The 18,122-nt window shown below is 65.5% G+C and carries 17 protein-coding genes and 1 pseudogene; 4 read left to right on the top strand and 14 right to left on the bottom strand.

The annotated features are described in order from the left end of the window. Positions 1-9: 9 nt before the first annotated feature. From fabG to NA5_RS25780, 4 genes are all read right to left on the bottom strand, one after another. Positions 10-771, bottom strand: a complete 762-nt coding sequence (fabG, locus tag NA5_RS25765; RefSeq protein WP_062990448.1) for a 3-oxoacyl-ACP reductase FabG — start codon at positions 769-771, stop codon at positions 10-12. A gap of 34 nt (positions 772-805) precedes the next feature. Beyond that, positions 806-1,789 carry an NADPH:quinone oxidoreductase family protein gene (locus NA5_RS25770; protein ID WP_062990450.1) on the bottom strand — a complete coding sequence of 328 codons (984 nt, stop codon included), beginning with the start codon at positions 1,787-1,789 and terminating at the stop codon, positions 806-808. Continuing rightward, complete coding sequence (locus NA5_RS25775; RefSeq protein WP_062990452.1) at positions 1,786-2,541, bottom strand: SDR family oxidoreductase; 756 nt, start codon at positions 2,539-2,541, stop codon at positions 1,786-1,788. The genes NA5_RS25770 and NA5_RS25775 overlap by 4 nt, the downstream gene beginning before the upstream one ends. Positions 2,542-2,689: 148 nt before the next feature. Next, complete coding sequence (locus NA5_RS25780; protein WP_062990454.1) at positions 2,690-3,268, bottom strand: TetR/AcrR family transcriptional regulator; 579 nt, start codon at positions 3,266-3,268, stop codon at positions 2,690-2,692. Between the two features lie 303 nt (positions 3,269-3,571). On the opposite strand from NA5_RS25780, the gene NA5_RS25785 reads away from it, so the two are divergent. The 3 genes from NA5_RS25785 to NA5_RS25795 are packed head-to-tail and all read left to right on the top strand — an operon-like array spanning position 3,572 to position 6,945. Continuing rightward, positions 3,572-5,074 carry a long-chain-fatty-acid--CoA ligase gene (locus tag NA5_RS25785; protein ID WP_062990498.1) on the top strand — a complete coding sequence of 501 codons (1,503 nt, stop codon included), beginning with the start codon at positions 3,572-3,574 and terminating at the stop codon, positions 5,072-5,074. Beyond that, positions 5,071-6,030, top strand: a complete 960-nt coding sequence (locus NA5_RS25790) for a phosphotriesterase family protein (RefSeq protein ID WP_062990456.1) — start codon at positions 5,071-5,073, stop codon at positions 6,028-6,030. The genes NA5_RS25785 and NA5_RS25790 overlap by 4 nt, the downstream gene beginning before the upstream one ends. Before the next feature lie 30 nt (positions 6,031-6,060). Next, a complete protein-coding gene (locus tag NA5_RS25795; protein WP_062990458.1) occupies positions 6,061-6,945 on the top strand; it encodes an SCO6745 family protein in 885 nt (294 codons plus the stop codon). A 5-nt stretch (positions 6,946-6,950) separates the two neighbouring features. Here the strand turns inward: NA5_RS25795 and NA5_RS25800 are convergent, their stop codons facing one another. The 5 genes from NA5_RS25800 to NA5_RS25820 form a co-directional block, all read right to left on the bottom strand. Then, entirely contained in the window at positions 6,951-7,883 is a 933-nt protein-coding gene (locus tag NA5_RS25800; protein ID WP_084484412.1) for an alpha/beta fold hydrolase, read from the bottom strand. Between the two features lie 214 nt (positions 7,884-8,097). Next, positions 8,098-8,589: a MarR family transcriptional regulator gene (locus NA5_RS25805; protein ID WP_062990460.1), complete on the bottom strand. Its 492-nt coding sequence runs from the start codon at positions 8,587-8,589 to the stop codon at positions 8,098-8,100. Positions 8,590-8,677: 88 nt separating this feature from the next. Beyond that, the gene (locus tag NA5_RS25810) at positions 8,678-9,121 is read right to left on the bottom strand and encodes a nitroreductase/quinone reductase family protein (RefSeq protein ID WP_062990462.1); all 444 of its coding nucleotides are present in this window, start codon (positions 9,119-9,121) and stop codon (positions 8,678-8,680) included. A 47-nt stretch (positions 9,122-9,168) separates the two neighbouring features. Next, positions 9,169-10,524, bottom strand: a complete 1,356-nt coding sequence (locus tag NA5_RS25815; protein ID WP_062990464.1) for an NtaA/DmoA family FMN-dependent monooxygenase — start codon at positions 10,522-10,524, stop codon at positions 9,169-9,171. An 11-nt stretch (positions 10,525-10,535) separates the two neighbouring features. Further along, positions 10,536-11,744: an LLM class flavin-dependent oxidoreductase gene (locus NA5_RS25820; protein ID WP_062990502.1), complete on the bottom strand. Its 1,209-nt coding sequence runs from the start codon at positions 11,742-11,744 to the stop codon at positions 10,536-10,538. Positions 11,745-12,060: 316 nt separating this feature from the next. Here NA5_RS25820 and NA5_RS25825 point away from each other — a divergent pair, with 316 nt between their 5' ends. Further along, on the top strand, positions 12,061-12,792 hold the full coding sequence (locus tag NA5_RS25825; RefSeq protein WP_062990466.1) for a GNAT family N-acetyltransferase: 732 nt from the start codon (positions 12,061-12,063) through the stop codon (positions 12,790-12,792). Between the two features lie 51 nt (positions 12,793-12,843). On the opposite strand, the pseudogene NA5_RS25830 reads toward NA5_RS25825, so the two are convergent. The 5 genes and pseudogenes from NA5_RS25830 to NA5_RS25850 all read right to left on the bottom strand — a co-directional run bounded on the left by NA5_RS25830 (position 12,844) and on the right by NA5_RS25850 (position 18,121). Further along, a pseudogene (locus NA5_RS25830) lies at positions 12,844-14,141 on the bottom strand (NtaA/DmoA family FMN-dependent monooxygenase). 98 nt (positions 14,142-14,239) lie between these two features. Next, positions 14,240-14,938: an ABC transporter permease gene (locus tag NA5_RS25835; RefSeq protein WP_062990503.1), complete on the bottom strand. Its 699-nt coding sequence runs from the start codon at positions 14,936-14,938 to the stop codon at positions 14,240-14,242. An 89-nt stretch (positions 14,939-15,027) separates the two neighbouring features. After that, positions 15,028-16,002: an aliphatic sulfonate ABC transporter substrate-binding protein gene (locus NA5_RS25840; protein WP_062990468.1), complete on the bottom strand. Its 975-nt coding sequence runs from the start codon at positions 16,000-16,002 to the stop codon at positions 15,028-15,030. Further along, positions 16,002-16,793: an ABC transporter ATP-binding protein gene (locus NA5_RS25845; RefSeq protein WP_062990470.1), complete on the bottom strand. Its 792-nt coding sequence runs from the start codon at positions 16,791-16,793 to the stop codon at positions 16,002-16,004. Before NA5_RS25845 ends, NA5_RS25840 begins: the two co-directional genes overlap by 1 nt. A 5-nt stretch (positions 16,794-16,798) precedes the next feature. Next, a complete protein-coding gene (locus NA5_RS25850) occupies positions 16,799-18,121 on the bottom strand; it encodes a bifunctional o-acetylhomoserine/o-acetylserine sulfhydrylase (protein WP_245672398.1) in 1,323 nt (440 codons plus the stop codon). Position 18,122: the final 1 nt, after the last annotated feature.

Below are 18,122 nucleotides of genomic sequence, written 5' to 3' on the forward strand. Positions count from 1 at the left end.
GTTCGCGCCTCAGACCGTCGGCGCACCGGCGACGTAGAGCACCTGTCCGGTGACATAGGACGCGCCCTCGCTGACGAAGAACGACACCGTGTGCGCGATATCCTCGGGCTTGCCGACACGTCCCACCGGAATCCGCGCTACCAGGGTCTTGCTGAACTCCTCGAACGGAACACCCATGCGCTCGGCGGTTGCGACGGTCATCTCGGTTTCGATGAATCCCGGCGCGACCGCGTTCACCGTCACGCCGAATTTGCCGAGTTCGATCGCCAGAGTCTTGGTGAATCCCTGCAATCCGGCCTTGGCCGCGGCGTAGTTGGCCTGGCCGCGATTGCCGAGCGCCGAGGTGCTGGAGAGATTGACGATGCGGCCCCAGCCCGCGTCGGTCATGTACTTCTGCGCCGCGCGGCTCATCAGGAAGGATCCGCGCAGGTGCACGCCCATGACCGCGTCCCAGTCGTCGACACTCATCTTGTACAGCATGTTGTCGCGGATGATGCCCGCATTGTTCACCAGGACGGTCGGCGCGCCCAGTTCGGCGGCGACCCGCTCGACCGCCGAGGCCACGGCCTGTTCGTCGGCGACGTTGGCACCCACCGCGAGCGCCCGGCCACCGGCCGATTCGATCTCGGCGACAACGGTTTTGCAGGCCTGCTCGTCGAGATCCAGGACGGCGACCGCGAATCCGTCCGCCGCCAGCCGCTTGGCGACGGACGCACCGATTCCGCGCGCCGCGCCGGTCACGATGGCGGTACGGGTTGTCTCACTGCTCATTACGGTTCTCCTTGTCGAATTCGATTGGCACCGTTCATGGTTCGAAGACCACACGGCCGACGGTCTTGCCGTCGGCGAGGCGCTGCAGTCCGTGAGCCACGCTATCCAGTGGCAGCCGCTCGCCGATCAGGGGTTTCACCGAACCCCGCTCGGCCAGCCCGGTCAACTCCAGATGGCAGTCGCGTACCGCCTGTGGGTCCTTGGCGCGGTACAGGCCCCAGTGCAGGCCGAGGATCGAATAGTTCTTCACCAGTGCGTGATTCAGCGCGGCGGACTGGATCTGCCCGCCCGCGAAACCGACGACCAGGATGCGTCCCTCGAAGGCGACGCACTTGGTGGACCGCTGATACACCTCACCGCCGACCGGGTCGTACACCACGTCCGCACCGCGACCGTCGGTCGCGTCCCGCACGACCGAGACGAAATCCGTTGCGCTGCGATCCACCACGATGTCGGCACCGAGTGCCCGTGCGACCTCGGCCTTGGCCGCGCTGCCGACCACCCCGATCACCCGGGCTCCGGCCGCCTTACCCAATTGCACTGCCGCGCTGCCGACGCCACCGGCCGCCGCATGGACCAGCAGCGTCTCCCCCGCCCGCAGACCAGCGCGCCGATGCAGTCCGAACCAGCCCGTCTGGTAGCCGATGAAGAGCGAGGCGGCCTCGGCGTCGTCGAGCGAGGCGGGAGCGGGAAAGACATCAGCGGCGTCCATGACCGCCAGTTCCGCGAACCCGCCCCAGGGCAGCGCCGTACTGCCGAGCACCCGATCGCCGATCGCGATGCCGTCGACGTCGGCGCCGACCGCGACCACCTCGCCGCACAGTTCCACCCCGGGGGTGAACGGGAGTTCCGGCTTGATCTGGTACTCGCCCCGGCACATCAGCACGTCCGGGAAGTTCGCGGCCGCGGTGCGGGTCCGCACCACCACCTGGCCCGGACCCGGCTCGGGCTCTGCCAGTTCGACCAGTCGCAATACCTGCGCCGGTTCGCCCAATTCCGTTACCCGCCAAGCCTTCACGCCACGCCTCCAGTCAGGGTGACACCGCCGTCGACAACGATCAGCTGGCCGGTCAACCACGCCGCGTCCTCGGAGAGCAGGAAGGCGGCGACACTGCCGATGTCTTCGGGTACGCCGAGACGCTTGAGCGGATAGGCCGAGGCGACCTGCTCCTCGCGACCGTCATAGAGTGCGGTGGCGAATTGGGTCTTGACCACAGCGGGCGCGATCGCGTTCACCCGGATCGACGGGCCGAGTTCGACCGCGAGTTCCTGGGTGATGTGCACCAGCATCGCCTTGGTCGCCCCGTAGAACCCGATGCCGGGCGCGGGCTTGATTCCGGCCACCGACGCGACATTGACCACCGAGCCACCGTGCTCGCCCAGCCATGCCTTGTGCGTCTGCTGCACCCAGGAGATCGCCGCGAGGCAGTTCACCTCGAAGACTTTACGGGCCGCGGCCAAGTCGAGCTCGACCATCGGCCCGTATACCGGGTTGATACCGGCATTGTTGACCAGGAAGTCGACCGAACCGAAGGTCGCCAGCGTGCGCTCGATGGCCTCGGTCTGATGTTCGACGTCATCGGCTCGTCCCGCGACGGCGATGGCGTGCTCGGGTCCGCCGAGTTCGGCGACCACCGCGTCCAGCGCGTCCTGTTTGCGGGCGGTCACACAGACCCGCGCACCGTCGGCAACCAGCCGCTGCGCGATGGCCAGCCCGATACCGCGGCTGGCTCCGGTGACAATCGCCGTCTTTCCGTCGAAACGACCCATTACGTAAGCCTCTCCTGATGCCCGACCTGCGTGACCCAGACTCACCGAACTTGATTCCGACGTCAAGTTCAAGTGAGCTCGCACGTCACGTGATACGGGTCACATGAATGATCGGCGCACATCGACCGGACGCGTGGCCGAGGTTCGGTCAGTGAGCTTCTTTCAACTGAAGGGCGTTGAACCACAACTGATTCAGCGTTTTCACCAGCTTTTCGAAGGACACCTTCCGCCCCTCGACGAAGACGAAATACGCCATCCGGCTCACCATGCTCGACAGGGCCAGCGAGGTGACCTCGGCATCCAACTCGGCGTCCACCAGGCCACGGTCCTGCAGATTCCGGATCATTTCGGCGTTGCGCTCGACGAATGCCAGTGCGCGTTCGAACCGCAGCACCCGGAAGTTCTCGTCGATCTTCGACACCTGCTCGAGCACGGCCATCAGCCGCGCATTGCGCCGATACGAGAGCAGATATTCGCGATTCGCGGCGGCGATCAGTTCGCGCGGGTCGTCGATGCCGACCCGCTCCCGGATGTGCGGGTGCAGCATTTCCTCGCGCACCTGCTCGACGACCGCGGTGAAGATCTCTTCCTTGCTGTCGAAATAGGTATAGAAGGACCCGGAGGCGACCCCGGCGGCCTTGGAGATATCACTGATCCTGGCATCGAGGAAGCCGTCGCGTTCGAACACCTCACGCGCCGCGGTCACCAGCGCGGACCTGGTGCGCATGCCACGCTTACTCCGTGGGGGCACCCGACCGGGCTGGTCCTCGGTGGCTTCCTGGGCGTTCACTGCCTCACTCGCTGTCGTCCGGCTCGCTGACGTGGTGGATCGTAACAGCGCGCGCCGCTCCCGCGACCCCACGACGCCGCTGGGGCAACCAGGATCGGCACAGCATCTATTGAACATGACGCCAAATTCAAGTAGCCTCCGACGCACTGACGTGGCCTGGGTCACATCAGATCTCCTCCACTCATGAATCTGGAGCAAGCCATGCCTGCGAATCCGGCTTCCCCGACCACATCGGATCAGCTGACGAATGTCGCCGACCGATGCTGGCAGCACGCCGCCGAACGCCCCGAAGCCACCGCGCTGCTCACCGCGGACACTCAGCTGTCCTACGGCGAACTGGCCAGGCGCAGTGCGGCTTACGGCGGCCTGCTCCGCGAATCCGGTGTCACCGCGGGCGACCGCGTGCTGCTGGTCGCGCCCACCGTCGCCGAATTCGTCATCGCATATCTCGGCGCGCAGCTCATCGGCGCCATCGCCATCACCATGAACACCATGGCCACCGCGCCCGAAATCGGTTATGTACTGGATGATTCCGGCGCGCGTACCGTGATCGTCTGGCACAGTGCGCAGCAGGCCGCACGGGAAGCGGCCGCCGAACGGAAGCTGCCGTTGCTCGTACTCGCACCGGGCGCGCATGCCGAGCCGACGCAACCCGTGACCGAACCGGTGCGCCGCCGCGCCGACGACACCGCGGTGCTGCTCTACACCTCCGGCACCACCGGCAAACCGAAGGGCGTCGAACTCACCGTCGCCAATCTGACCGAGACCGCTCGGATCTTCACCGATCAGCTGCGGCTCGGCCCGGACGATCGCTTCGGCACCGGACTTCCGCTGTTCCACGTCTACGGGCAGGCGGTGTGCCTGCTCACCGCACTGCATGCGGGCGCATCCTTCGCCATGGTGACGCCCTTCGAACCGCGGGCGATGATCGCGATGATCCGCGATCGGCAACTCACCCACGTCGCCGGTGTGCCGACTATGTGGAACGCCATGCTGCACGCGGCCGGTGACTACGGCGCTGCGGATTTCGCGAGTCTGCGGCTCGCCGCTTCCGGCGGGGCATCGCTGCCCGGTGAGGTGATCCGGGCCTTCTCGGATCGCTTCGGCTGCACCATTCTCGAGGGCTACGGTCTCACCGAATCCACCGGTGCGGCGACCTACAACCCGCTGGACCGCGAACAGCGGGTGGGATCGGTCGGCGCCGCGCTGCCGGGAACGTCGATCGAGGTGCGCGATCCCGATGGCAACGTGCTGCCCGCCGATACCGTCGGCGAGATCTTCCTGCGCGGCCCGAGCATTATGAAGGGGTACTGGAACCGGCCGGATGCCACCGCCGCCGATTTGTCCGACGGCTGGTTGAAGAGCGGCGATCTGGGCCGGGTGGATGCCGACGGCTACGTCTACATCGTCGACCGCGCAAAGGATCTCATCATTCGCGGCGGATACAACGTCTACCCGCGCGAGGTCGAGGAAGTGCTGTACCAGCATCCCGACATCGTCGAAGTGGCGGTCGTCGGTATTCCGGACGACCACTACGGCGAGGAGGTCGGCGCGGTCGTCGCCGCCACACCCGGGGTCGAACTCGATGCGGCGGATCTGCGGGTCTGGGCCAAGGAGCGGCTCTCCGCGTACAAGGTGCCGCATCGCTTCGCCTTCACCGACCAGCTACCCAAGGGCGCCACCGGCAAGATCCTCAAACGCGCTCTCGATCCGAACCTCTTCACAGACAAGGCAAGCCGATGACCGCAATCCCCACCGCGACCGGAACCGTCGACTCCGCCGAACTCGGCCGTGTCCTGGTACACGAGCACGTCTTCGTACTCGGCGAGGAATTCCGGCAGAATTACGCCGACTGGGACGAGGACGCCCAGGTCGACGATGCCGTAAAACAGCTCGACGAGTTGAAATCCCTCGGCATCGACACCATCCTCGACCCGACCGTGCTCGGGCTGGGCCGCTATCTGCCGCGCATCCAGAAGATCGCGGCCAGAACGGATCTGCGGATCATCGTCGCCACCGGCATCTACACCTACAACGACCTGCCCTTCCAATTCCATTACACCGGGCCGGGTCTGCTGTTCGACCGCCCGGAGCCGATGGTGGAAATGTTCGTCAAGGACCTCACCGAGGGCATCGCCGATACCGGTGTCCGTGCCGGATTCCTCAAGTGCGCCATCGAGGAACCCGGACTGACGCCCGGTGTCGAACGGGTCATGCGCGCAGTCGGGCAGGCATCGGCGCAGACAGGTGCGCCGATCACCGTGCACACCAACCCGCACACCCGATCCGGGCTGGTGGCACAGCGGGTACTCGCTGAGGAAGGCGCGGACCTGAGTCGCGTGGTGATCGGCCACTCCGGCGACACCACCGACATCGACTACCTCACCGAACTCGCCGACGCCGGATCCCTGCTCGGCATGGATCGATTCGGACTCGATGTCCTGCTGCCGTTCGAGGATCGGATCGACACCATTGTCGAACTGGTGCGGCGCGGCTACCTGGACAAGGTCGTTATCGCACACGATGCGGCGTGCCACATCGACTGGTTCGATCCGGAGGCCAAAAAGCAGGTGGCACCGAAGTGGAACTACCGCCACATCAGCGAAGATGTGATCCCGGCACTGATCGCCCGCGGACTCACCGAGGACGATATCGAGGCCATTCTGGTGCGCAATCCGCGCCGGTACTTCGAGAAGTGATCCGATCGTAGAGATACCGGAGCAACGCCTTTGACTACCGTCTCCCCGCGCAGTGCCCATCTGACGTTCCGCGCGCTCGAGCCGATACACGGGGTGATCTACTTCACCCCGCACGGCCCGGATGCCTACCGCGAGTTGGGTATCGCGGATCCGCGCATGATGTACTTCGCGTCCCGGTCCGCGGCATTCGGACCGATGCCTGCCGAGGTCACCATCGCCACGTTCTTCAATTTCAATCCGGCCGCGGTGCGGGCCGTCATCCCGGCCGCGTGGGAAATCGCCTCTCCCGCAGCTGTTTTCCGAGCTCGGATGCGTGCTGTCGATCGCTCGCTTCGGCAGGCATGGGGCGATGACATCGCTGGCCCCGAGGTCAGTGCGGCCGCCGAGCTTGCCCGGCAAGCAGCCGAGCGTGCTTGCGAACGTCCGCAGGGCCGTCCGCTGTTCGCGGCGCATGCCGTGCTGCCGTGGCCCGACGAACCGCATCTGGTGCTGTGGCAGGCACAGACACTGTTGCGGGAGTACCGCGGCGACGCACACGTCGCCCTGCTGCTGACGGAGGGATTGGACGGAATCGAGGCACTGATCACGCACAGCGCGACCGGTGAGATATCGCCGGAAGTGTTGCGCGCCAGCCGATCCTGGAGCGAGGCAGACTGGGCCGACGGTGTGCGTCGGCTTCGTGAGCGGGGATGGTTGGTCGACGATTCCCTCACGCTGAGCGAGCACGGCCGCGAGCGGCGCCGCGCGATCGAGAGCCGGACCGACGAACTCTCGATCTATCCGTACGAAGCGATCGGCGAAGCCGGATGTGCGCGCCTGCGGGCGCTCGGTTCGCCATTGGCGATTCGGGTGATCGAAGGTGGCCTCGGCTTCCCACAGCTGCTGTCCGAACGCTATCGGCAGGTGGTCGGGTAGATCTTTCAGCCGACGCTGCGGGCGAAGTCGATCAGCGCGGCGCTGACTTCGGCGGCACGCTCCTGTTGAATCCAGTGTCCGGCCCCGTCCAGGACAATGGACGCCCGCAGATCGGACACGATGTGAGCCATCTTGGCGATCGGGGTGAACCGGATGACGGCATCCTCCGATCCGGCGATGAACAGCGCGGGCTGATGGATCTTCGCATCGGCCAGGTGTGCGCTCTGTTCCCAGTTGCGGTCGAGGTTGCGGTAGTAGTTGAGTCCGCCGGTGAAGCCGGTGGCCGTGAAAGTCTCTAGGTAGTAACCGAGTTCGTCCTCACTCAGCCAGGCCGGAGCCGCCAGCTCGGAACCGTTGCCGCTCAATAGATCCCGGGCACTGACGACATCGTCCTGGAGCAGGGTGCGACGCACATCCGACGCGAGCTCCACGTCCGCACGACCCGGTTCCTGGAACCAACACATATAGAAATCGTCGCCGAGCCGGGACCGCAGTATCGGCAACGGCGGCGCGACCGACCGCGGTGTGGCCGGAACACTCAACCCCGCAACGGCCCGCACCCGATCCGGATGCCGAAGGGCCAACTGCCACACCACCGACGCACCCCAGTCATGGCCGACGAAGATCGCATCCTCGACACCGACCTCATCGAGCAGTCCCACGAGATCCGCGCACAGCGTGGCCATGTCGTAGTCCTCGATCCGACTCGGCCGAGAGCTGCCACCGTATCCGCGCATATCCGGTGTCAACGTCCGGAACCCCGCCTCGGCAAGCGCGAAAACCTGATGCCGCCAAGAGAATCCGAGCTCGGGAAAGCCATGGCAGAACACCACCACCGGACCGTCGCCGTGCTCGACAACTCGCAACTCGATGCCATTGGTCGCGACCTGGCGACTACCGAGCCCCAGCCACTCGTCGATCAGATTACGTGCGTCCACGGGTCACCTCGTCTACCACGGCAATATAGATTGCCACCGTATTCGACTCTGACGTCGAGTTCAACTTTCGTCATGTCGGTCGGCCTTTCTGAATCGCCACTTCATTTCCCGTGGCGGCAGGCTCTGCGTGCGCCGTTCAGTGGTGCAGGAGCCGCAGGGCGCGGGCAGCGGCGTTGGCGCCGCACATTCCGTGCGCGCCGGGGCCGGGCTGAGCTCAACCCTCCGCCAACTCCTGGGCGGACTCCTGGCCCGCAACGCCGGTTCGCTGCAGGAAGTCGGCGATCACCTCGAGTTCGGCCTCGGAGTAGCGGGAGCACAGTTCGTCCATGCGGTTGTTCATGCCGGAGAACAGCTCGAACAGTTCGGAATTCCGTTCGCGCACAGGGTGCAAGGTGACCGCGCGGCGGTCCGTGGAGTCCGGGTCACGTTCGCGGACGATCCATCCGCCCTTCTGCAGGCGATCCAGGATTCCGGTCATGGTCGCGGGGTGCAGTCCGGCGCGGCGCGCCAATGCCGTCGGGGACATGGGGCCGTGCCGGTTGATCAGGTCGAGACAGGTCCAGTCGACGTCCTTGAGTTCGACCCGGCCACCGAAACGGCGATTGAGCAGCGACAGCTGAATATTCAGGTCACGCAATGCTTCCCGCACGTCGGCCGTCAACCGCCGACGGCTGCGCGTCGAAGTACGACCCGTTGCTGAACTCATTCCGCCACCTCGCCTACGTTTATACGGTTTTCGTATCATACGTAGGCGAGGGGCCGATACGGTTCGCCGAGATGTGTGATTCGCTCGGTCAGACCGGAACGACGCGGAAGACCGCGATTCGATGCGCCGATGCGGCCACACCATCGGCAGTGGCGGCATCGGCAAGTCCGGTGGTGACGAAGCGCTTGCCGACACTCTTCGGACTCGTCGACACCAATTCGTGCAGTAGCGGCGGGCGCTCGTCCACCGGCACCTCGACCAGGCGCGCCGTCGACGACTTACGGCCGCGTGTCAGCGTAACGATATCTGCCGCACGGGCATTCGCGACCCACGCGGCCTTCGGGAACGCCTGGAAGATGAAGCGTCCGCTGTCGAGCTTGTTCACCGCGATCGGGAAGGTGCGCAACTGTCCGCTGCGTCGCCCCGCGACCGTGAGCAGCTGCATCGGGCCGAAGGCGATGCCTATCCGCTGTAGCCCGACGATGACCTTGTTGATGGTGTTGGTTGTCCGACGGTAACTATCTGCACTCATGCGTACGATCCTACCCGAGATGATATGAGTCCCATATCTTATCGAATTCATGCAGCGATCGTGGACCGGACGTTCGGCAGACCGAGGTTGTCGCGCAGCGTGTTTCCGCTGTATTCGGTCCGAAGGACACCGCGGTCCTGCAGCAGCGGCACCACCTTGTCGACGAATTCGTCGATGCCCCAAGGCACCAGATGCGAACCGAGGATGAAGCCGTCGGAGCCGTCGTGCTGGACGAAACTATCGATCTGCTCGGCGACCTGGGCGGGAGTGCCCACCAGGGGGCCGCGTTCGAACTGATCGATGACGACCTCACGGAGGGTGAGCTTCTTGGCCTCGGCCACTTGGCGCAGGCGCTCAGCTGTTGCGAAGCGGTCCTGATGGACGAAGGCCCGCCCTTGGATGATCGGCGGCGCATCGGGATCCGGATCGATATCGGGTACCGGGCCCTCCGGGTCGTAGCCGGACAGGTCGCGGTTCCAGATCTGTTCCAGCAGGATCAGTGCGGTCTGCCCGGTGACCTGCTCATTGCGCACGGTGTGGAACTTCTCGATCGCCTCGGCCTCGGTATCGCCGAGTACGAAACTCGCCGACGGCAGGATCTTGATGTCATCGGCCGCACGTCCGGCCGCGACCGCTCGTGCCTTGATATCGCGGTAGAAGTCCGCGGCCTCGGGCAGCTTGCCGTACGGGGAGAAGATGGCGTCGGCATTGGCGGCGGCGAAGGCGCGGCCCTGCGGTGAGACACCGGCCTGCAGAATCACCGGCCGTCCCTGTGAGCTGCGCGGCACGGTGAACCGCCCGGAGATATCGAATTGGTGACCGTGGAAGGCGAATGCCCCGGCATCCGGGCGGGCCAGGAACCGGCCGGACTCCTTGTCGGCGACGATATCGCTGGCATCCCACGAATCCCACAGGGCGCGAACGGCGTTCAACGTCTCCTCGGCCCGCACATAGCGGTCGGCCGGATCGAGGAACCCGCCGCGGCGGAAGTTCTGGCCGGTGAAGGCGTCGAAGGAGGTCACCACATTCCAGGCCGCGCGACCACCGGACAGGTGGTCCAGACTCGCGAGCTGGCGGGCCAGCTCATAGGGCTCGTTGAAGGTGGCGTTGATCGTGCCCGCCAGCCCGAGATGTTCGGTGACCGCGGCGATCGAGGCGAGCACGGTGAAGGTATCGGGGCGGCCGATGATGTCCTGATCGAAGATCTTGCCCGCGCGTTCGCGCAGGATCAGACCTTCGGCGAGGAAGAAGAAGTCGAACCTGCCGCGTTCGGCGGTGCGCGCGGTGTGTTCGAAACTGCTGAAATCGATTTGGCTGCCCGCCTCGGGATGCCACCACGAGGTGTGGTGATTGACGCCGCCGAGGTAGGCGCCCAGGATGACCTGCTTACGTAGAGTACTCATGCTGACCTCGCTCAGGCAGTCGCGTAACGGTTGGGAACATCGGTGGGCAAGCCGAGCAGCGCGCGCAGCGGACCGTCCGGATAGCCGGTGCGGAAAACGCCGCGGCGTTGCAGGGCGGGAACGAGCCGGTCGGTGATGGCGGCCAGATCATCGACGGCGACACCAGGTCGCAGCCGGAAGCCGTCGATCCCCTGCTCGCCCCATGCGGTGAGCAGCTCCGCGAGTTCGTCGGCACTGCCCGCGAAAGTCGCTGCGTCCGAGACGAATTCGGCACCGACGAGCTCGTTCAGCCGGGCCAGGCGCTGCGGACCCGTCTCCTGGTCGCTATCGAGGAAGACGGCGATATCCGCATAGACCCGCAGCGGTTCGCCAACGCGTTGCGCTCCCGCCGCCGCAACCTGCTCCAAGAGCGCATGAGGACCATCCGCGCGGCTCGGCGTGACGAAAACCAAATCCACTGAGCGAGCGGCGAATTCGTAGATCAGCGGACCATGTGCCAGCGCCGCGACCACCGGCTGCCCCTGGGGCGGACGCGGTGTGATGGACGGCCCACGGACGCTGAAGAAGCGGCCCTCGAAATCGATGTAGTGCAGTTTGTCGCGATCGATGAAACGCCGGGTCGCCACATCGCGGATTTCCGCATCGTCCTCCCAGCTGTCCCACAGCCGCCGCGCCACCTCGACCGCATCGGCGGCCTCCTCGAACAGCTCGTGCGCCTGCTTCGGAAATACTCCCGACGCAACGGCTTCCGCGATATCGGCGGCCGTCAGTTCGTGCACGTCGCGTCGGCCGAAGTGCGCGGCCTCCTCGGCGCTGCCGGATACCCGCACCTGCCAGCCAGCCCGGCCACGCGAGGTGTAGTCGAGGGTGGCGATCGCCTTGGAGACATGGAACGGTTCGGTATGGGTGACCGTCACGGTCGGAATGAGCCCGATGTGCCGGGTGACCGGCGCGACCCGCGCGGCGATCAGATTGGCGTCGATCCTGGCCCGGACCCGGTCGACGGCGTCATCGGAAGGCTCGTGCGGCGAACCCGGAATCCGCAGGGTGTCTTCGATGCTGACGAAATCGAGCAGTCCACGCTCCGCGGTGCCGACCAGATCGGTCCAATAGCCGGGGCTGAACAGCTCAGCGGGTCGAGAGTTCGGCTCCCGCCACGCGGCCGGATGCCAGCCCGCTCCATCGAGCGCGACGCCGAGGTGTAGTTGTTTCGGTGCCATCGTCTCCCGTTCCTGTGCATGCGCGAATGTTGTGTGCTGCAACGCGCGCAACCGCGACGAGCGCGCCGAAGTGTCGGATCCCACCTGCCAGGCGCGACTCGGCGCAGATCGCATATCGCGTGGCCAGCGATATGCGTGGCGGCACCGACCCGATGGTGTCAACGATTGAGATCTGCTCGAGCGCTGGGAAATACCCTGCGAGCGAGCGGAATCGACGACCGCCTCCGGATAGAAATTTCGCTGAGCGCAACCGGTGCCGACACTCGTGCGCCTCGCTAACGTTCTCCGGTCGGACCCTGTTGCGGAGGAATGCGCGATGACCACCGAGTCGACCATCGACATCAATACTTCACTGCACCCGCTCGACGATCCGGTGCGGGCATCGCTGCGCGGCGAGCATCGCCGCTTCGCCAGCTGGGTGGGCCGCATCGGCCGCTACGACCCGGAGGTCGCCAGGTTTATCGGCCATCCCCCGGTACTGGACGAACAGGATTGGGCCGATCTGGCCACGCTGCTCGGACCGGGCGGCAGCACCACACTGCGTGGCCACGGTCATGTGCCACCGGAGGGCTGGACGGTGCTGGACGAATTCGGTTCGGTGCAAATGGACGGCACCGCACTCCGCGTCGCCGACGATCCGGATCTCGACGTGCTCACGGCCGCGGACGTGCCCGAGATCCTGGAGCTGATCGCCCGCACCGAACCCGGTCCCTATGCGCCTCGGACCATTGAAATGGGCACATACCTGGGGATTCGGGTGGACGGCAAGCTGGTGGCCATGGCGGGCGAGCGCCTGCACCCGCCGGGCTGGACCGAGATCAGCGCCGTGTGCACCGATGCCGAATTCCGGGGTCGCGGTTTCGCATCCCGGCTGACCCGTGCGGTCGGTGCACGCATCCGGGCGCGTGGCGAGACACCGTTCCTGCATGCCGTCGCCCATAACGCGACGGCGATCAGTCTGTACGAGACATTGGGATTCACCCTGCGCAAGCGCTCGCTGTTGACGCTGGTGCAGGCACCAACCGGCCGCGAGGCAACGCGCAACTAGCCGCCGAAACCGCTCAGCCTGTCGCAGTAATGCCGGGGGTGGACCGCGCACTCATCGCTCGGGCAGCGGGGGCAGTTCCAGATTCTCGCGGAAGGTGGCACCGACATTAGTCGTTTCCGACGATTCCGCGACGGCGCAATTCGGGCAGAAGTCCATTGGTCACGAAGTCCCGAGTTCGCGAATCGGCCAGCCCACCCAACGAGATGAACATCGAGAACACCTGCGCGGTAACGCTCTTCGACAGCATCGGCCAATTGTTCCGGCGTTCCGGCGGCCGCCCAGTGGCCGGTATCCTTCGCCGCGATGATCAGCTCGCGCAGCGTGCGTCCCGATGCCGCCAACTTGGTGAAGATCTGCACCCTGCCACGGCGGCGGTTCACCGAATTCAGCTCCGGCAGCAGTGATTCCGGGATCGGCCGGTCCAGGGGCAGCTCCGAAAGATCGATACCGCCGCCCAACATATCCGCCAATTGGATTCGCCCCGCATCGAAGTCGGTCGCTTCCGCCGCCTCGCGGACCAACCGGCGCGCCTCCCGCTCTGTCGCCCCATAGGTCGCATGGAACGAACTCATGATCAGCGGTAGTCCTTGTGCGCGACCGAGTTCGGTCGCACGGGCGCGAATCGTCTTGGTATAGGTCACCGCGTCTTCTAGGGTCGGCAACGAGGTGAAGACCACCTCGGCGAACCGCGCGCCGAGTTCTATACCGCCCGCCGATTGACCGGCCTGGAATTGGACCGGGCGGCGCTGCGGCAATGGCGGAATATTGAGCGGACCCCGGACCGTGAAGTATTGCCCCGCATAGTCGATCTGGCGCACCTTGGACGCGTCGAGGACCGCGCCGCCGTGCCCGTCGGGGGTCAGCGCGCCCGGTTCCCAGCTGTCGAAGAGCGCATTGACGACCTCGAGCGATTCGGTCGCGCGCGCATACCGCTCTTCCGGGCTCGGCAGATCCTGATCGCCGTAATTCTCCTCTCCCACCGAGGACGTGACGACATTCCAGGCCGCGCGGCCGTTGCTCACATGGTCGAGCGTTCCGAACAGCCGGGCGAGATTGAAGGGGTGCTGAAAGGTGCTGGTCACCGTGGCGATCAAGCCGACGTGCGAAGTCACCGCGCTCAGCGCGGACAGGAAGATCAGTGGCTCTTGCGCGCCGATCGCGCCCTGCGCGCCGAAGCTCAACAGGTCGGCGGCGAACAGGGCGTCGAACTTATTGTCCTCGGCGATTCTCGCGATCTCGATCGAGGACGCGACCGTCGATTCGCGCGGATCGATCGCGGCCGCATAGACGCTGACCGCGCCGCTGACTCCGGTGACTGTTTTCAACGGCCGACGTCGTACAGAGCTCATTTGCTCGAGACAACCGTATTCCGCTCCCGCAGAACAGGTTTGCGATCAGTTCGAATGCAAGTCCGCCCGCGCGGATTCGGAAAGCGACCTGGTTGTTTTCAGAACCGGCTATCGATCAATTTCGTTTCGGCGATGGCAAATACGGTGTCGCTGATCTTGCCGAGCAGGGCCAGCAGCACAATGGCCAGCAGCATGATGTCGGTGCGGCCGCTGTTCTGGCTATCGATCAGCAGGAATCCGAGTCCCTTCGACGAGGCGATCAGCTCGGCCGCGACCAGGAACAGCCAGCCGTTCGCCAGGCCGAGTCGCAGGCCGTTGACGACAGCCGGTGCCACCGCGGGCAATTGGATCGAGAACAATAGCGTGGCCCGGTGCAGTCCGTACGCCCGGCCGAGTTCGGTCAGGTGTGGATCGACCTGCGACAGAGCCGAAGCGGTCGTCGTATAGATCGGGAAGAACGCACCGATGGCCACCAGCACGATCTTGGGTTCCTCGCCGATGCCGAGCCACAACAGCAGCAGCGGCACCCACGCCAGCGACGGCACCGTGCGGAACAGTCCCACGGTCGGCGCCAGCAGCAGCCGGGCGATATCGAACAGCCCGACCACCGCACCGAGTATCAGTGCGATGAGCGCGCCACTGGCGAATCCGAGCAGCACCCGCTGGATGCTGATGGCCAGATGGCTCCACAGTTCGTCGCGCTGCAACAACTCCCGCAGTGCGGCAAGCACTTCCGCGGGTGGAGCGAGCTGGCTCGACGAATACAGTCCGGCCGAGGTCACCCCTTGCCACAGCAATAGCAGCAGCACAGGCACAACCAGTCCGAGCGCCACCCGATCCCAACGGATCCGGCGCACCACGCGCGGCGGCGCGGTCGGCGTCACCGTCACCGAAGGGCCTGCTGTGCGAATTTCGGCTCGAAGAGCGCGCCGAGTGCGGTCTCGGCGGCTTCCTTCGATCGCACGTCACCGTCGGCCACGATGATCGGCACGATCGGGGTGAGCACCGCCCGCTGGACCTCGCCCGGCACCGGATCGACCTTCAGCACGGTGCGCTCGAGGGTTTCCTTCGCGACATCGAGGGAAGTCTTCGATTCCGTCGCCAACAGCTGCGCGAGTTCGTTCGGATGCTCCAGCGCCCAAACTCGCGCCTGCTCATAGGCATTGACCACGGTCTGGACCCGGTCGGGATGCTGTGCGATGAAATCCGCGCGAGCATTGAGCACGCCATAGGTCTGAAAGTTGGCGTTGCGGTAGAGCAATCGCGAACCCTGCTCCTGACGGGTCTGCGCCATATAGGGGTCCAAACCCGCCCAGGCGTCGACATCGCCGCGTTCGAGTGCGGTCTTGCCGTCGGCGTGCTGCAGGTTGGTCACTTCCACATCCTTGGCGGTGAGACCGGCCGTCTGAAGTGCTTGCAGCAGTGTGAAATAGGCGTCGGTGCCCTTCGTCGCCGCGATCTTCTTACCCTTCAACTCGGCCACCGAGGTGATGGGTGAATTCTTCGCGACGACCAGCGCGGTCCATTCGGGCTTGCTGTAGACCGAGATGCTTTGCAGCGGTGTGCCGTTGGCCTTTGCCAGCAGTGCGGCCGAACCCGCGGTCGAATTCACATCGATCGCATTGGCACGCAGGCTTTCATTGGCCTTGTTGCTGCCAGCGGAGAACACCCAGGTCACCTTGGCGCCGGACTTCTCGAGCAGGTGCTGGTCCCGGATGACCAAACTCAGCGGGTTGTAGTAGGCGTAGTCCAGCCGCAGCTCATCGCCACTGGGACCGGACTTTTCGCCCTCCGCGCAGCCCGAAAGCAACGTCACCACCGTCGCCGCGACGGCTGCCAGGACGATTGTCGGTCGTCTCATCAGAGTGTCTCCTTGACGGTGGCGCGGCGCGGAACGCCGAGTCGTTCCAATAGGTCGAGCCGCAGTGCGGCCAATCGTGGGTCGGTATCATCGCGGGGTCGATCGGCGGATACCTCCAGGGCGGCCCCGATTGTGAAACCCGTTTCACCACTGACTGTTTCGAGTACGACGACGCGGTCGGCCAGGCGCAGCGCCTCGTCCACATCGTGGGTGACGAGTACGACCGTGATGCCCGCGGCGCGCTGCACCTCATCGAGTAGGTCCTGCATCCGCAGCCTGGTCAGCGCATCCAGCGCCGCGAACGGCTCATCGAGCAGCAGCACGCCCGGATGCCGAACCAGCGCACGGGCCAATGCCGTTCGCTGCGCCATACCCCCGGACACCTGCCGCGGCCGATGTCCCTCGAATCCGGCCAAGCCGACGATCTCGAGCCCGCGCCGCACCTCGGCCTCGCCTTCGGTGCGCGAGATCGTCGGCGGCAGACCCAATGCGACATTGCCCGCGAGATCGCGCCACGGCAGTAGCCGCGGCTCCTGGAAAACCACCGCGCAGCGCGGGTCGATGCCGCGCATGGGTCGACCGTCGAGCACGACCTCCCCCTCGGTCGGCTCGTCCAATCCGGCGATGACCCGCAGCAGTGTCGACTTCCCACTGCCGGACGGACCGACCAGCGCGATCACCTCACCCGGCGCGATCTCCAATTCGATATCGCGCAGGACGGTATGGGCGCCGAAACTGCGGCCGAGACCGCGCAATGCGACCCCCGCGGCACGACTGACAGTGGGTGACACGTCGACTACTGAGCGGCCGCGAATCCGGCGCGAAGATCGGCGAGAATATCGTCGATTCCCTCGATGCCGACCGCGAGACGGACCAGGCCCGGGGTGACACCCGCGGCCAACTGCTCTTCCGGAGTCAGCTGGGAATGGGTGGTCGAGGCCGGATGGATCACCAGCGAACGCACATCGCCGATATTGGCGACGTGGCTGTGCAGCGTCAGCGCCTCGACGAAACGCTTACCCGCATCGACCCCACCGGCCAATTCGAAGCCGATCACCGCGCCGACGCCCTTGGGCGCGAGGGTGCGGCCGCGCTCGTACCACGGCGAGGACGGCAGCCCGGCGTAGGACACCGAGGTCACCTCCGGACGCGCCGCGAGGAAGTCGGCCACCGCCTTCGCGTTCTGCACATGCCGTTCGATCCGCAGACTCAGCGTCTCCAGACCCTGGCTGATCAGGAAGGCGTTGAACGGCGAGACGGCCGAGCCGAGATCGCGCAGCAGTTGCACCCTGGCCTTGAGGGCATATGCGGGAGCGCCGAGGTCGGCGTACACCACACCGTGGTAGCTCGGGTCCGGCGTGGTGAAACCAGGGAAGCGGCCGCCGGTCCAATCGAAGGTGCCGCCGTCGACGATCACACCCGCGATGGCCGCACCATGTCCGCCCAGATATTTTGTCGCCGAATGCACCACGATGTCAGCACCGTGGGCGAGCGGCTGGATCAGATACGGCGTCGCGACGGTGTTGTCCAGAATCAGCGGAACGCCTGCGGCATGGGCGATTTCGGCGATGCCGGGAATGTCGAAGATGTGATTCTGCGGATTGGAGATCGTTTCGCCGTACAGCGCCTTGGTATTCGGCCGGATCGCCGCGCGCCACTGGTCCAGATCATCCGGATCGTCGACGAAGCTGACCTCGATGCCCAATTTCGGCAGCGAGTAGCGGAACAGGTTGTAGGTACCGCCGTACAGCCGCGGGCTGGACACGATGTGATCGCCCGCACCGGCGATATTCAGGATCGCGAAAGTCTCCGCCGCCTGACCGGATGCCAGCAGCAGCGCCGCGACACCGCCCTCCAACGCCGCGATGCGCTGCTCCACCGCATCCTGGGTCGGATTCATGATGCGGGTGTAGATGTTGCCCGGTTCGGCGAGACCGAACAGCGCGGCCGCATGCGCGGTATCCCGGAAGGTGTAGGAAGTGGTCTGGTAGATCGGCAGGGCACGGGCATTGGTCGTGCCGTCCGGTACCTGTCCGACGTGGATCTGCTTGGTCTCGAAGCTCCAGTCGGCGCTCGGGTCGGCCTGGGCCTGGTCGCTGGTTGTCACATCAACGAACACT

Source organism: Nocardia anaemiae NBRC 100462, assembly GCF_001612725.1.
GTDB classification, from domain to species: Bacteria; Actinomycetota; Actinomycetes; order Mycobacteriales; family Mycobacteriaceae; genus Nocardia; species Nocardia anaemiae.

Coding starts and splice junctions, on each gene's coding strand:
- fabG (WP_062990448.1), bottom strand. CDS start 771: ATGAGCAGTGAGACAACCCGTACCGCCATCGTGACCGGCGCGGCGCGC.
- NA5_RS25805 (WP_062990460.1), bottom strand. CDS start 8,589: ATGAGTTCAGCAACGGGTCGTACTTCGACGCGCAGCCGTCGGCGGTTG.
- NA5_RS25810 (WP_062990462.1), bottom strand. CDS start 9,121: ATGAGTGCAGATAGTTACCGTCGGACAACCAACACCATCAACAAGGTC.
- NA5_RS25775 (WP_062990452.1), bottom strand. CDS start 2,541: ATGGGTCGTTTCGACGGAAAGACGGCGATTGTCACCGGAGCCAGCCGC.
- NA5_RS25790 (WP_062990456.1), top strand. CDS start 5,071: ATGACCGCAATCCCCACCGCGACCGGAACCGTCGACTCCGCCGAACTC.
- NA5_RS25820 (WP_062990502.1), bottom strand. CDS start 11,744: ATGGCACCGAAACAACTACACCTCGGCGTCGCGCTCGATGGAGCGGGC.
- NA5_RS25840 (WP_062990468.1), bottom strand. CDS start 16,002: ATGAGACGACCGACAATCGTCCTGGCAGCCGTCGCGGCGACGGTGGTG.
- NA5_RS25825 (WP_062990466.1), top strand. CDS start 12,061: ATGACCACCGAGTCGACCATCGACATCAATACTTCACTGCACCCGCTC.
- NA5_RS25815 (WP_062990464.1), bottom strand. CDS start 10,524: ATGAGTACTCTACGTAAGCAGGTCATCCTGGGCGCCTACCTCGGCGGC.
- NA5_RS25780 (WP_062990454.1), bottom strand. CDS start 3,268: ATGCGCACCAGGTCCGCGCTGGTGACCGCGGCGCGTGAGGTGTTCGAA.